16 protein-coding genes are annotated in these 12,766 nt (G+C 58.7%); 11 read left to right on the forward strand and 5 right to left on the reverse strand.

Translation table 11 applies throughout. The features are described from left to right. Positions 1-30 precede the first annotated feature (30 nt). Positions 31-300, reverse strand: a complete 270-nt coding sequence (locus tag G3578_RS17425; RefSeq protein ID WP_165214273.1) for a DUF3055 domain-containing protein — start codon at positions 298-300, stop codon at positions 31-33. Positions 301-308: 8 nt separating this feature from the next. Beyond that, positions 309-1,283 carry a class II fructose-bisphosphatase gene (glpX, locus tag G3578_RS17430; RefSeq protein ID WP_165214275.1) on the reverse strand — a complete coding sequence of 325 codons (975 nt, stop codon included), beginning with the start codon at positions 1,281-1,283 and terminating at the stop codon, positions 309-311. Between the two features lie 309 nt (positions 1,284-1,592). Between glpX and G3578_RS17435 the strand changes: the two genes are divergently transcribed. After that, positions 1,593-2,780, forward strand: a complete 1,188-nt coding sequence (locus G3578_RS17435; protein ID WP_165214277.1) for an EAL domain-containing protein — start codon at positions 1,593-1,595, stop codon at positions 2,778-2,780. Between the two features lie 49 nt (positions 2,781-2,829). Here G3578_RS17435 and G3578_RS17440 read toward each other — a convergent pair whose 3' ends face one another. Next, complete coding sequence (locus tag G3578_RS17440) at positions 2,830-3,771, reverse strand: DUF4349 domain-containing protein (protein WP_165214279.1); 942 nt, start codon at positions 3,769-3,771, stop codon at positions 2,830-2,832. A 145-nt stretch (positions 3,772-3,916) separates the two neighbouring features. On the opposite strand from G3578_RS17440, the gene G3578_RS17445 reads away from it, so the two are divergent. From G3578_RS17445 to G3578_RS17460, 4 genes are all read left to right on the forward strand, one after another. Next, positions 3,917-4,042 carry an amino acid ABC transporter permease gene (locus G3578_RS17445; RefSeq protein WP_165214281.1) on the forward strand — a complete coding sequence of 42 codons (126 nt, stop codon included), beginning with the start codon at positions 3,917-3,919 and terminating at the stop codon, positions 4,040-4,042. Between the two features lie 13 nt (positions 4,043-4,055). Further along, positions 4,056-4,490 carry a DUF86 domain-containing protein gene (locus tag G3578_RS17450; RefSeq protein ID WP_165214283.1) on the forward strand — a complete coding sequence of 145 codons (435 nt, stop codon included), beginning with the start codon at positions 4,056-4,058 and terminating at the stop codon, positions 4,488-4,490. Positions 4,491-4,583: 93 nt separating this feature from the next. Then, a complete protein-coding gene (locus G3578_RS17455) occupies positions 4,584-5,222 on the forward strand; it encodes an ArsR family transcriptional regulator (RefSeq protein WP_165214285.1) in 639 nt (212 codons plus the stop codon). Positions 5,223-5,274: 52 nt separating this feature from the next. Next, complete coding sequence (locus tag G3578_RS17460; protein ID WP_165214287.1) at positions 5,275-6,063, forward strand: TIGR01457 family HAD-type hydrolase; 789 nt, start codon at positions 5,275-5,277, stop codon at positions 6,061-6,063. A gap of 15 nt (positions 6,064-6,078) precedes the next feature. Here G3578_RS17460 and G3578_RS17465 read toward each other — a convergent pair whose 3' ends face one another. Then, positions 6,079-6,609, reverse strand: coding sequence for a phosphatidylglycerophosphatase A family protein (locus G3578_RS17465; protein WP_165214289.1), 531 nt, complete (start codon positions 6,607-6,609; stop codon positions 6,079-6,081). Positions 6,610-6,772: 163 nt separating this feature from the next. Here G3578_RS17465 and G3578_RS17470 point away from each other — a divergent pair, with 163 nt between their 5' ends. From G3578_RS17470 to G3578_RS17480, 3 genes are read left to right on the forward strand one after another with little or no spacing between them, the layout of a single operon-like run. Beyond that, the gene (locus G3578_RS17470) at positions 6,773-7,861 is read left to right on the forward strand and encodes a hypothetical protein (protein ID WP_165214291.1); all 1,089 of its coding nucleotides are present in this window, start codon (positions 6,773-6,775) and stop codon (positions 7,859-7,861) included. After that, entirely contained in the window at positions 7,818-8,777 is a 960-nt protein-coding gene (locus tag G3578_RS17475; RefSeq protein ID WP_165214293.1) for a 2-hydroxyacid dehydrogenase, read from the forward strand. The genes G3578_RS17470 and G3578_RS17475 overlap by 44 nt, the downstream gene beginning before the upstream one ends. After that, entirely contained in the window at positions 8,774-9,712 is a 939-nt protein-coding gene (locus tag G3578_RS17480) for an alpha/beta hydrolase (protein WP_165214295.1), read from the forward strand. The genes G3578_RS17475 and G3578_RS17480 overlap by 4 nt, the downstream gene beginning before the upstream one ends. Before the next feature lie 21 nt (positions 9,713-9,733). Here the strand turns inward: G3578_RS17480 and G3578_RS17485 are convergent, their stop codons facing one another. After that, on the reverse strand, positions 9,734-9,961 hold the full coding sequence (locus G3578_RS17485; protein WP_165214297.1) for a NifU family protein: 228 nt from the start codon (positions 9,959-9,961) through the stop codon (positions 9,734-9,736). Positions 9,962-10,161: 200 nt separating this feature from the next. Here G3578_RS17485 and cysK point away from each other — a divergent pair, with 200 nt between their 5' ends. Genes cysK through G3578_RS17500 form a run of 3 tightly spaced genes read left to right on the forward strand, consistent with a single transcriptional unit; the run spans position 10,162 to position 12,566 of the window. Next, complete coding sequence (gene cysK / locus G3578_RS17490; protein WP_165214299.1) at positions 10,162-11,085, forward strand: cysteine synthase A; 924 nt, start codon at positions 10,162-10,164, stop codon at positions 11,083-11,085. A gap of 3 nt (positions 11,086-11,088) precedes the next feature. Next, positions 11,089-12,222 carry a bifunctional cystathionine gamma-lyase/homocysteine desulfhydrase gene (locus G3578_RS17495; protein WP_165214301.1) on the forward strand — a complete coding sequence of 378 codons (1,134 nt, stop codon included), beginning with the start codon at positions 11,089-11,091 and terminating at the stop codon, positions 12,220-12,222. A gap of 14 nt (positions 12,223-12,236) precedes the next feature. After that, entirely contained in the window at positions 12,237-12,566 is a 330-nt protein-coding gene (locus G3578_RS17500; RefSeq protein ID WP_165214303.1) for a YuzD family protein, read from the forward strand. The last annotated feature ends 200 nt before the right edge of the window (positions 12,567-12,766 follow it).

The raw sequence follows: 12,766 nt of genomic DNA on the forward strand, positions 1-12,766 counted from the left end.
CCAGCGTTAGCTAAAGTCGGCGGGGTTTTCCTACACCACCGTATGCAAAAACGATCGCAGGTCTTCCGCGTCTTCTGCGGAAAGCTGGAAAGCATATTCCAGGTATCCTTCCTCGTCCAGATCGTCTTCCCCGATAATGGCGCTGCGGCCATTCTGGATATTGATCACCAGCTTTTTCCCGTAAAAGCGGTTGGTCGTCGTAATGGCAAGATCAAAGCGGTTGGCTTTTCCCATGAAACTGACAAAGCGGGTGCTGGTCTCTTCCGTTTCATCGTACAGGTAAAAAAGTTCGTTCGTCATCGGTCGGCTCACCCCCAGACAAGATTGGGTTTATAATCCAGATTGTGCAAAGTGCGAATGAAGCGGATGGTTTTCGTCTTGGCCCGCATTACGATGGAATGGGTCTCTGCGAGATTGTCCCCCAGATAGCGCACGCCCTGCAGCAGTTCTCCGTCAGAGACGCCGGTGGCGGCAAAGATGGCATCATCGCCGCTTACCAGATCTTCCAGCGTCAGCAGCTGCTCCGGGTCGCGCAGCCCCATCGCCCGGCATCGCTCCCGTTCGGCCTCGTTCTGCGGTTTCAGCCGCGCCTGCATATCGCCGCCCAAACACTTGATGGCTGCGGCGCTGATGACGCCTTCGGGCGCTCCGCCGATGCCCAGAAACAGGTCGATCCCCGTTTGAGGCATGCAGGCCGCGATGGCTGCGCCCACATCCCCGTCGCCGAACAGCTTGACCCGCGCGCCCGTTTCCCGCACCGCCTCGATCAGGGCCTGATGCCGCTCGCGCTCCTGGATGATGACGGTGACGTCCTGCACCCGTTTGTGATGGGCCTGGGCGACTACCTCGATCATTTTCTCCACCGGATCGTCCAGATGGATGAGGCCGGCCGCGCGCGCTCCAACGGCCATCTTCATCATGTACATGTCCGGCGCGTGCAGCAGCGTGCCGCGATCGCCGATAGCCAGTACCGACAATGCGTTGCTGTGCCCTTTGGCTACGATCGTCGTTCCCTCCAGCGGATCGACAGCCACATCCACCTCGGGGGCATCCGCCGCCCCGTTGCCCAGTTTTTCCCCGATATAAAGCATGGGCGCCTCATCCAGTTCACCTTCCCCGATCACGACGGTTCCGCGCATCGCAATCGTATCAAACATCGCCCGCATCGCGCTGGTTGCGGCGCCGTCCGCTTCGTTCTTTTTCCCGCGCCCCAGCCACTGGGCGGAAGCAAGTGCCGCTACCTCCGTGACGCGTACCACTTCCAGTGCCAACTCCCTGTCCATCCGTCTGCTCCTTTCCGCGCTGTCGTTCACTTATCCTCAACCCATTGTATCCCTTCGCCGGGCAAAGTCAATGATTCTTCTTGCTGGCCGCTATTTTTTCGTCTACTATAATCTTAGAATACATATCCTGCCATCTGCACGCGGAGGGCCAACATGTACCAAAAGACATACAAGGGTTGGGAACGATTCAGAATGTGGATGAAATTGATGTACCCTGCCCGTTGCCTACATCAGTTTCCTCCACATTTTATCATGCGGGATGTCGTGATCGAGCAGGTGGACAGGGCTCTTCGGAGCGGGAACCGGTGCATGCTGCTACTGTTCGATGTGAAACAGCATGCAGAGATGAAAGCTCTCTATCCCGTCCATGTCATGCAGCAAATCGAAGACACGATTGAACGTGTTTTTCAGCTGGTTGTCCCGGAGTGGTTTGCTCCGGAGCATGTGCTTGCGATGCAAAAGTATTATGATGACGATTATGTGGTGATTCTCCGCCACGCCGGTCAGGACGACAGCCGGCTGGCGGAACGGCTGACGCATGTGCAGCAAAAGCTCGAAGCGGAGATTGCGGCCCGCACGTCTTCTTTCTTTGATTTCCCCATTGCGTTTCATACCGCCTTTTCATGGATCAGGCAGGGGGAGGACGCCTTTGAAGCCGTCCATCATGCTCTGCAGGATGCCCGTTCCATTGCGAAAAGGCACCTTCCCGCCAATATCGGCCACCTTCGCGCGGCTCTTCGCCAGGTGCTCGAGGAGGAGCAGATCCGCGTGCTGGCACAGCCCATCGTCTCTCTTGATACCGGCCACATCACCGGATGGGAGGTGCTGACGAGAGGGCCTGAGAATACCCCTTTCGCCATGCCGGATCAATTGTTTCACTATGCCTACCAGACGGACTTGCTGGTTCATTTGGAACTGCTGGTGGTCAAAAAAGCGTTTATGGTGATCCGCCAGCAAAACACAACGCGTCCGGTTTTTCTCAATGTAACCGTACCCAGTCTCAAAAATCCCTACTTCTTTCAGAGCCTGACCAAGCTGCTGACGCAGTTTCCTGAAATCGATCCGCAGCAGATCGTGTTTGAAATCACGGAGCGCCATCCGATCGATGACCTTGCTGCATTTTCCCGCTCGCTGGGGATTCTCCGAAAGGCGGGCTTCAAGCTGGCGGTGGATGACACGGGAGCAGGATACGCCAGCCTGCACGTGATTTCCGAACTCCTGCCGGATGTCATCAAGATCGATCGCTCCATCATCCACGACATCGACCGGCATGAAGTGAAGGATGCCGTGCTGGATGCCATCATGATGGTAGCCAGAAAGATCGGTTCCCATGTGGTGGCGGAAGGGATCGAGACGGAGGAGGAAGCCAAGGTGCTGCTTTCCAAAAAGGTGGATTGTGCCCAAGGGTTCTTTTTCTCCCTGCCGCTTGAGCCCTTTCCGGAGATTAAAGACAACTGGGTGGCCAAGCAGAAGGACGGTTTTGCGTTCGGTATTTGATGAAAAACCCAACCGGTTCTGCCGGTTGGGTTTTGGCGCTTTATGGGGCTTACGAAAGCGTGGGCGGTTCGGCAGGCGGGCGCGGTTTGTGCCGTTTCCGCAGGTAAAGAAAAATCGGAATCGCCACGATGGCGAGCAGCAGCAGGATCGGCAGCGCTCCGGCAAGCACGATGATGGTGCCGTTCAGGAAATGCAGCACCGCCAAGGCGGAGCGGTTCATGGAAAGCCAGGCCTGCTTCCAGGTGCTTTCGTCCGCCACTTCGCCCAAACGAGCGGTCGCCTTTTTCTCCAGGAGCGTCAGCGATAGCGTCGAATAGCGTACGTTCTCATCCAGGTAGCGCATCCGGCCTTTGATCCGTTCAATCTCTTCCTGCACTTTGGCCAGATCGGCCGAGATTTTGAGCAGGTCTTCCGTTTTCTGTGCCTGGCCCATGAACTGCAGAAGACGGGCTTCCACGGCCTGCTGGGCTTTCAGGCGGGAGGAGAGGTCCACATACTCCTCCGTCACATCTTCTCCGCGCACCGAGCGCACGGGAATGCGGACGGCCAGCCGGTCCAGCTCATTCATGAACGCCTGGAACCCACCCTGCGGAATGCGCAGTTCCAGATAGCCTTGCCTGGTCCCGTCCCCTTCCTGCTCGGAGGAGGAGAGGACATACCCCTGGTACTTGACGAGGAGCTGATCCAGCTGCTTGCGGGTTTGGGCGAGGCTTTCCACCTCCATGGTGACGTCCGCCCGATAGATCATTTTCCGGTTTTGCGCGGCAACATTCGGGACGAACCCAGCGGGCTGCTCCCCGGCGGCGTTGGCAGCAGCGGGTGCCGGCGCTTCCTGTTCCTGGCTTACGTCTTTGCTTTCTGTTACCACTGCCATCGACCGGGATGCACCGGCCGACTGTTCCTCTTCCCGGGAGGCGCCGCATCCGCTGACCAGGAGCAGCAGCCCCAGCAAGATCAGCGCGATCCACCTTTTCTTCATTCGGCCATACACAAGAAAACCCCCCTCTTTGTTTCTGTCAGGTATATCCATAATGACGACAGGGAACGGGAATCGTTTCACGCGGCGTTTCCCGTTCATTCGTGATTCGTGACAGCAAGGCCAATTCTGGTATACTGGTGGGTAAGGAGTGACGTCAATGGAACACAATTCGTATCTCGCGGAAAGCGAACTCGTGATCTTGATGCTCGTGCTAACCTTTGTCGGGACCATCCTTTATGCAAAACGGGCATCCAAAAAACGCAGAAAAGAGAATGATCAATAGGCAGGGATCAGCGATGTATGATGTGAATACTGGCAGAATCGAAGAAGTTCTGGCTCATATGGACCGCATGCTGCAGGTGCTGCGCGCAGTGAGTGCGCGAAGCGACGGCGAGATTGCCGCGGACGCAATCGCGGTCGCCGCGATGGAACGGGCGCTCCACCTCTGCATCGAGGGGATCGCCGATGTCGGCAACGCGCTGATCGACGGATTCATCATGCGCGACCCGGGCAGCTATGCGGATATTGTGGAGATTTTGCGGGACGAGAAGGTGATCGATGACCGTCAGGCGGAGCGGTTGGGGGCGGTTGTCGCTTTCCGGAAATCGCTCGTCAATGAATATACCAGCGTGCCGGTTGCCGACATGATCCGGCTGGTTCGGGAATCGGTGGAGTGGCTCGAAACGTTCGCCCCTGCCGTTCGCACCTATATTCAGCAGGAGCTGTTTTAACCGGCCGCGTTGATTTTTGATACAAAACTTTTTCTTTAGTTTACTAAAGCTGTGTTTTTCGTTACAATAACAGTATGAAGGGCGGTGATAATCGTGTCGAATGAGCATACTTCCACGCGTGACCAGATCCTGCACATGCTGAAGACGAAAGGCTCCCTTTCCGTCAGCGACATGGCGCTGGAGCTGGGCATTACCGAAATGGCCGTGCGCCGCCATCTGAATACCCTGGAGCGGGACAATCTGATCACGTCCACCTTGGTTCGGCAGGCCATGGGGCGTCCGACCAACGTGTATTCGCTTTCCGAAGAAGCCGACGAACTGTTCCCGCGCAATTATTCGCATTTTACCCTTGATTTCCTGCGTGATCTGCATGAACTGGACGGGCCGGAAAAGGTGGAACTGCTGTTCCGCCGCCGGGAGAACCGCCTGGAAGAAGCATACCGTCCGCTGGTAACGGGGAAATTGGAAGAGCGGGTGGCGACCCTGGCGAGATTGCAGAACGAGAAAGGCTACATGGTGGAATGGGAAAAAGACGAAGCCACCGGCAGCTACTATATCAAGGAATTCAACTGTCCGATCGCGCAGATCGCGCGCGAGTTCAAGCAAGCCTGCAACTGCGAGCTCTCCTTGTTCCGCCGGGTGCTGGAAGCGGATGTGGAGCAAACCTCCTGCATGGCGAGAGGCGGCGACAAGTGCGTGTTTCAGATCAAAAAAGCGGCAAATGGCGGATAACATCCACTCCCGAGCGAGTGGATTCTTTTCGTTTTTACAGGGGTGAAACAGCGTGAAAGCATACAAGGGATATTTGTTGGATCTGGACGGGACCGTTTACCGGGGGAACGAGGTGATTCCGGAGGCGGTACATTTTATCCGCGCCTTGCGGGAGGAGGGGATTCCCTACCTGTACCTGACCAATAACTCGTCCGCCCCGCCCGAGGCGGTGGCGAAGAAGCTTCAGGCCATGGGGATTGAAGCGTCTCCCGAGGAAGTGTATACCTCCAGCATGGCGACGGCGGCCTATCTGGCGGAAAAACATCCGCAGGGGACCCGCGTCCATGTGATTGGAGAAGAAGGGCTCCACATGGCACTGGCACAGGCCGGGTGCACCCTCACCGATCAGGAGGCAGACTATGTGGTGGTGGGGATCGACCGGTCGTTCAGCTACGCGAAACTGGCCGCAGCGGCACGTGCCATCCGCAGCGGAGCCACGCTGATCGCCACCAATCGCGATCCCGCCCTCCCCACGGAAAACGGGTTGATGCCCGGCAACGGGGCCCTGGTGGCGGCCGTGGCGGCGGCGGGCGGCACGCAGCCGATCGTGATCGGCAAACCGGAGAGCATCATTGTCAATTATGCGCTGAAGCGTCTGGGTACCCCGAAGGAAGAGACGCTGATCGTCGGCGACAATCTGATGACCGACATTGCGGCCGGTGTCAACAGCGGCATGGACAGCCTGCTCGTCCTGACCGGTTATTCCAGCGCCGCCGATGCGGCCGTCTCCCCGTGGCAGCCGACGTATGTGGCCGACCATCTGATGGCCTGGTACGAAAAGCTTGCGGGCGGGAACCGATAGCCAACCGCCGTCACTTCACGCTCCGGTTGTATGCTTCCCGCATGGTTCCTTCTCTTCTTCGGCCTGCCGCGCCCGATGGGCCAGCCGGCTGGAAGCGGCGGCCGCGATTGCGCCCACCAGATCGTCCAGGAACGTGTGGACGCCGTTGCGCTTGTCGTTGAGCCAGGCCAGAATGCCGTGCTTCAGCTTGTCGACGTAGCCGTAATTGGTAAAGCCGATGCTTCCGTACAGATTGACGATCGCCAGGGAGAGGACCTCGTCGATGCCGTACAAAGACTCATCCGAAGCGATCAACTCCTGCAGCGGGGCGATCAGCCGTCCTTCCTCCGCCAGCATATCCAGCTGTATCCCGGTCAGGAGGGCGTTCTGCACCTCCCGCTTGCACAGGACGGCATGCACGCTTTCCAGGCAGGCCTCCAGGGTTAAGGCGGGAATATAATCCTGCTGCAAAAACATCACGATGCGGGCGATCTCCTCTACAGGCACGCCGCGTTTTTCCAGCAGGCGGATGACGGTTTGATGCATCTCTTGCGAACGTGGCTGCATACTCTTCCTCCCAGCGCGCGTTTCCCCTGCATGCGGACCCGCCCGACCCGAAAGCTTGCCGCCGTCGGGCGGGATTTTTGTAGTATGTGCCGCGCCCTAGGCACCTATCCCGCCCACCTTACATAAAATAACGCAGGGAGATGTATGGGAGGAGGCATGAAGCGTGGAAGAGATCAGGAAGCTGATCGGGGACCATTACGGCTTGACGGTGCTCGGCGTCCGGGAAGCGGGAAGCCGCACGGAAGTGTTTACCGATCGGGGGCTTTATTACTTGTATAGCTGCCCGGCCGTCTATCGGTTCAAGCGAAAATTCGTGGAGATGGTGCAGCGACACCTGCTGAAGCATGGCGACTGCGGCGTGCTGCCGCTGGTGAAAACCGTAAAGGGACAGTCGTATGTCACCCAGGAGAATGAGCTTTATTTTCTGCAGGAGGGCGTGCGGGAAGCATCGCTTCCGGAACCTGCCTTTGCGCTGGGCGAGGCGTTGGCCAGGTTTCATCGGTCGACCGGCTCGTTTACGGGGGAGAAGCTCTTTCTGCCGTACCGCTCCCTCGCCGGATGGCCGGGTATGTGGTTGAAAAAGCTGCGCCAGTATGCTGCCTACCGGGATGAACTGGAGCAGGAGAGAGGGATTATTACCCCCTTCGACGAATATTTGCTTACCACGTATACGTACATCCACCATATCGGGGACACCGCCGTGCAGTATCTGAAGGATGCGGGATACAGCAAGGTGATCAAGGAGACGGCCGGCCTGGGGAAAGTGGCCTATCAAAATTTTGACGACGGCTATCTGCTGGTCGCCGATGATGGCAGCCGGTATCTGGCCGGGGAATGGAGCTGGGTGATTGACATGCGCGCCCGTGACATCGGCCAGTGGATCAAGGCGGAGATCCGGCGGGATGGCTGGAACCGGGACCGGGTGGAGCGGTTTCTGGACGGCTACAACAGCATCTCCCCGCTCCTGAAGGAAGAATACGCCTGCATTTACGCGCTGCTGCTGTATCCGGGGCGTTTTCTGAAAATGGTGGAAGGGTATCGCAATGTTCCGGCGGAAGAACTGGAAGGGGTGGATTTTGCGGATTGGCGCGACATGCTTGACGGCGAGCTGCAGGAGATGGAGCGGGCGCTCCGCGACTATCCCCGATTGATAGCAACCAGATACGGCGTACACATTCCCGAAATCCATTGGTTGTGGAGGTCTTTCGATGACAAAACCGTTCGTGTACATGACGAGGCAAGTAGCGGTTGAGATTGTAGCCGCCCTGGAAGAGGTGGCGGAGGTGGAGGTATGGCCGGAGGATCGGCCGGTACCCCGGGAGGTGCTGCTGCAAAAAGCGGAGCAGGCGGACGGCCTCTTCGTCCTGCTGACCGATACCATCGACGAGGAATTGCTGAACCGGGCGAAGCGGCTGCGCATCGTGGCCAATATGGCGGTCGGCTATGACAATATCGATGTGCGGGCGGCGAAGCAGAAGGGCGTCATCGTCACCAATACGCCGGACGTGCTGACGGAGGCGACGGCCGATCTGGCGTTTGCCCTGCTGATGGCAACCGGCCGCCGTCTGATCGAAGCCAACCGCTTTCTGCACAGCGGCGGCTGGCAGACATGGAGTCCCTATCTGATGGCCGGCCAGAGCGTCTACGGGGCCACGCTCGGCATCATCGGCATGGGACGCATCGGGGAGGCGGTTGCCAGGCGGGCAAAAGGCTTTGACATGAACGTGCTGTATCACAACCGGCGTCCCCGCCCCATCGCGGAGCAGACGCTGGGTGTACGTTTCTGCGAGTTGGACGAGTTGTTGCGGACATCCGATTATGTCCTGCTGCTGACGCCCTTAACCCCCGAGACCCGCGGATTGATCGGGGAGCGGGAACTCTCCCTGATGAAGCCAACCGCGGTGTTCCTCAACGTGTCCCGCGGCGGCACCGTTGATGAAGAGGCGCTGTATCGGGCGCTGAAGGAGAAGCGGATCTGGGCGGCGGGACTGGACGTGTTTGCGCAGGAGCCCGTTCCCGTCGATCATCCGCTGCTGTCGCTTCCCAACGTGGTGGCCCTCCCGCATATCGGCAGCGCCACGTATGAGACCCGGGACCGGATGGCGCGGCTCGCGGCGGAGAATCTCATCGCCGTCCTGTCCGGAAAGGAGCCGATTACACCGGTATGAACGGGTGGTGGAGTGCCCTTGCCGTCATCGTCGCCATCGTCATCGTCGGATTCCTTGGCGTATGCGGGTTCTCCCTTTATGTGGGCTGGAAACTGCTTCATCCGCCGCGCAAGAAAGTGGGCATGAAGCCGGAGGAATTCGGCATCGCCCGGTATGAAGAGGTCACCTTTCCCAGCAGGGAGACGAGGGTCACGCTGAGCGGGTGGTATCTGTCAGCTGCCGCCAATGGCTGCCGGGAGAACGGCATGACCCTGATCTTTGCCCACGGCTACGGCCAGAACCGTCTCGAACCGCATCTGCCGGCACTCTCCCTGGCCGCCCGCCTGCTGCGGGAAGGCTACGATGTGCTGATGTTTGATTTCCGCAATGCGGGCATGTCCGGAGGAAGGTTCACCACGGTCGGGTATCTGGAACAGCGGGACCTGCTGGGAGCCATCGATTATGCCGCCAGCCGCCGCCCGGGGCAGAGAATCGGCCTGATCGGCTTCTCGATGGGGGCAGTCACCTCCCTGCTCGCGGCTGCCCAGGATGAACGCGTGCAGGCCGTGGTGGCCGATTCGCCGTTTTATTCCCTGGACGAATATTTGCAGGAAAATTTGCCCGTCTGGACCGGCCTGCCCCGTTTTCCGTTCAATGCCCTGATCATGACGCTCGTTCCGCTGGTGCTGCGGGCCGATCCGCGGGAAGTCTCCCCCTGCCGGGCCGTGGAGCAGATCGGGCAGCGTCCGATTCTGCTGATCCACGGGACGGGGGATCAGACCGTTCCCTGCGAGAACAGCCAGCGCCTGGTACAGCACGCCCTTCATCCCGATACCGCGCTGTGGCTGGTGCCCGGGGCCGGGCATGTCCGCAGCTATGCACAGCGGCCGGAAGAGTATGCGGAAAGGGTGCTCGCCTTTTTGCGGCAGACGGCAAAAAACCCCCTACCGCTGTAGGGGGCTTGCTGTCTGTGAGGCTTAGAATACCTGCTGAACTTCTTTGATGCCCGGAACTTCTTCAAACAGGGCGCGCTCAATCCCTGCCTTCAGGGTGATCGTCGAGGACGGGCAGCTGCCGCATGCTCCCATCAGGCGCAGTTTGACAATGCCATCCTCCACGTCGACCAGCTGCACGTCGCCGCCGTCGCGCTGCAGATATGGACGAAGTTTATCTAAAACTTCCTGTACTTGATCAAACAATTCCATGGCTTGTTCACTCCTTTCCATCCTCCCCTTTATTATAATCCTCCGGCCGAGAGAAATCCATGACCATCATGCTGGAAAGGTGCACGCTGCCAGAACATTCGAAGTTCTCCCTCTTCGCGTTTCGACACTTCGGGTCATGACCCTTCTCCCTGGTCATGCTATAATGGAGCAGGTAGAAAAACGAAATGAGGGATACTTGCGTGAAGGTATACCACAACGTCAAGGAATTGATCGGCAACACGCCGATTGTCGAAATTACGCAATTTGCCCTGCCTGAAGGGGTGCGTCTTTTTGCCAAGCTGGAATTCTACAATCCGGGAGGAAGCGTGAAGGACCGCCTCGGCGTGGAACTGATCCGCGCAGCGGAAGCCAGCGGCCAGCTGAAGCCGGGCGGCACCATCATCGAGCCGACTGCCGGCAATACCGGCATCGGAATCGCACTGGCAGCGGTAGGAAGCGGTTACAGGGTGATCTTCTGCGTACCGGCCAAGTTTTCCGAGGAAAAGCAGGAGCTGATGCGGGCGCTGGGGGCGGAGGTGGTCAACACCCCGACCGAAGAAGGGATCCGGGGAGCCATCGCCAAGGCGCAGGAGCTGGCCGCATCCATTCCGGGTTCATTCGTGCCGCAGCAGTTCGCCAATCCGGCCAATCCGGAAGCCCATTACAAAACCACCGGACCGGAAATCTGGGAACAGATGGACGGCCGGGTGGATGTGTTCGTGGCGGGAGCCGGTTCCGGCGGGACATTTATGGGCGTTGCCCGTTACCTGAAGGAGAAGAATCCCGCTGTCAAGACCGTCATTGTGGAACCCGAGGGCTCCATCCTGAACGGCGGCCAGCCGGGGCCGCACAAGACGGAAGGGATCGGCATGGAATTTCTTCCCCCGTTTATGGACACCAGCTACTTTGATGCCATTCACACGATTGAGGATGTAGAGGCTTTTGAGCTGGTCAAACAGCTGGCGGCCAAGGAAGGCCTGCTGGTGGGCAGTTCGTCCGGGGCGGCGATGGCGGCATCGCTTCGGGAAGCCAAGGAGGCGAAGCCCGGAACCCATATCGTCACGATTTTCCCGGATGGCAGCGAACGCTATTTGAGCAAGAAAATCTACCAAGGGGGAATTTGACCCATGCGGTTGAAAACACGATTGATTCACGGCGGCATCGACGGCGACCCGCATACCGGCGCCGTTTCGGTGCCGATTTATCAGGTGAGCACCTACAAGCAGGAAGCCATCGGCAAGCACAAAGGCTTTGAATACTCACGAACCGGCAATCCGACCCGCCATGCGCTGGAGACATACATCGCCGAGCTGGAGGGAGGAGCGCGCGGCCTTGCATTCGGTTCGGGGATGGCCGCCCTCTCCACCATCCTGTCGCTGTTTAACAAGGGAGACCACCTCGTTGTCGGGGACGATGTATACGGCGGTACCTATCGGGTCGTGACGCGCGTCTTCACCCGTCTTGGCCTGGAGGCGACGTATGTCGACACCAGCAATCTGGCTGCCGTTGAAGCGGCGATCCGGCCCGAGACGAAGGCGATCCTGATGGAAACGCCTACCAATCCGCTGCTGAAGGTAAGCGATATTGCGTCACTGGCAGGAATTGCCAAATCGAAAGGCATTCTGCTGATTGTCGACAATACCTTTATGACGCCATACTGGCAGAATCCGCTGGACCTGGGGGCCGACATCGTCTTCCACAGCGCCACCAAGTATCTCGGCGGCCACAGCGACGTGGTGGCCGGTCTGGCGGTAACGAAGGATGCGATGCTGGGAGAAGAGCTTCACTTCCTGCAAAATGCGATCGGCGGCGTTCTCGGGCCGCAGGATTCGTGGCTGCTGCTGCGCGGGATGAAAACATTGGGCGTCCGGATGGAAGAGCATGAGGCCAATGCACGCGCGCTAGCCAAGTGGCTTGCCGAGCGCGGCGACATCCAGCGCGTCATTTATCCGGGGCTGGAGAGCCACCCGGGCCACACCCTGATCCAAAAACAGGCGCGCGGCTTCGGCGGCATGATCTCCTTCGATGTGGGCAGCGCCAGCCGTGCGGAAGAAGTGCTGTCCAAGGTGAAATGGTTCACGCTGGCGGAATCGCTGGGAGCGGTGGAAAGCCTGATCAGCGTGCCGGCACGGATGACACATGCTTCGATCCCGCCGGAACGGCGCGCGGAGCTTGGCATCACCGACGGGCTGATTCGCATCTCCGTAGGGATTGAGGATGTAGAGGATCTGATCGAGGATTTGGAACAAGCCTTGTCGTAAGGAGGGGGAGGCCCATGGCTGTCGAGATCAAAGTATACGGCACGGAACAGCTCTGTGCCAGCTGCGTAAACCTTCCCTCTGCCAAAGAGACGGCTGAATGGCTGACGGCAGCCGTTTCGCGCAAATACGGAAATGATGCGGTAATTGTCACATACAGCGATTTTCAGCATCCGGAGACAGCAGAAGACAAAAACTGGGCGGACCGGATCGTCAATGAAGATCTCTGGTATCCGCTTGTCATAATTTCCGGGGAAATTGTCGGTGAAGGTAACCCGAAATTGAAAGATATTTACGCCAGGCTGGAAGCGTTGGGGGTAAAGCCGCTGCCAGCGGCGGATGAATAGACGACGCCATCGGAAGACGGGAGCAATCCCGTCCTCCAGACTGAAGACAAACTACTGTTGGAGGCATGGAGGAATCGGGTCAAGCGAGCTCCTTTGACGACCGACTCAGCGGATAAACAAAGACGCGGGATCCCAGGGGGCGTGAGTCTCACTTCGCTGAGACGCCCAGATGTTGAGCCCCCTGCCCGCGTCGCGTTTCG

This window comes from Brevibacillus sp. SYP-B805, assembly GCF_011059135.1.
GTDB lineage: Bacteria > Bacillota > Bacilli > Brevibacillales > Brevibacillaceae > Brevibacillus_F.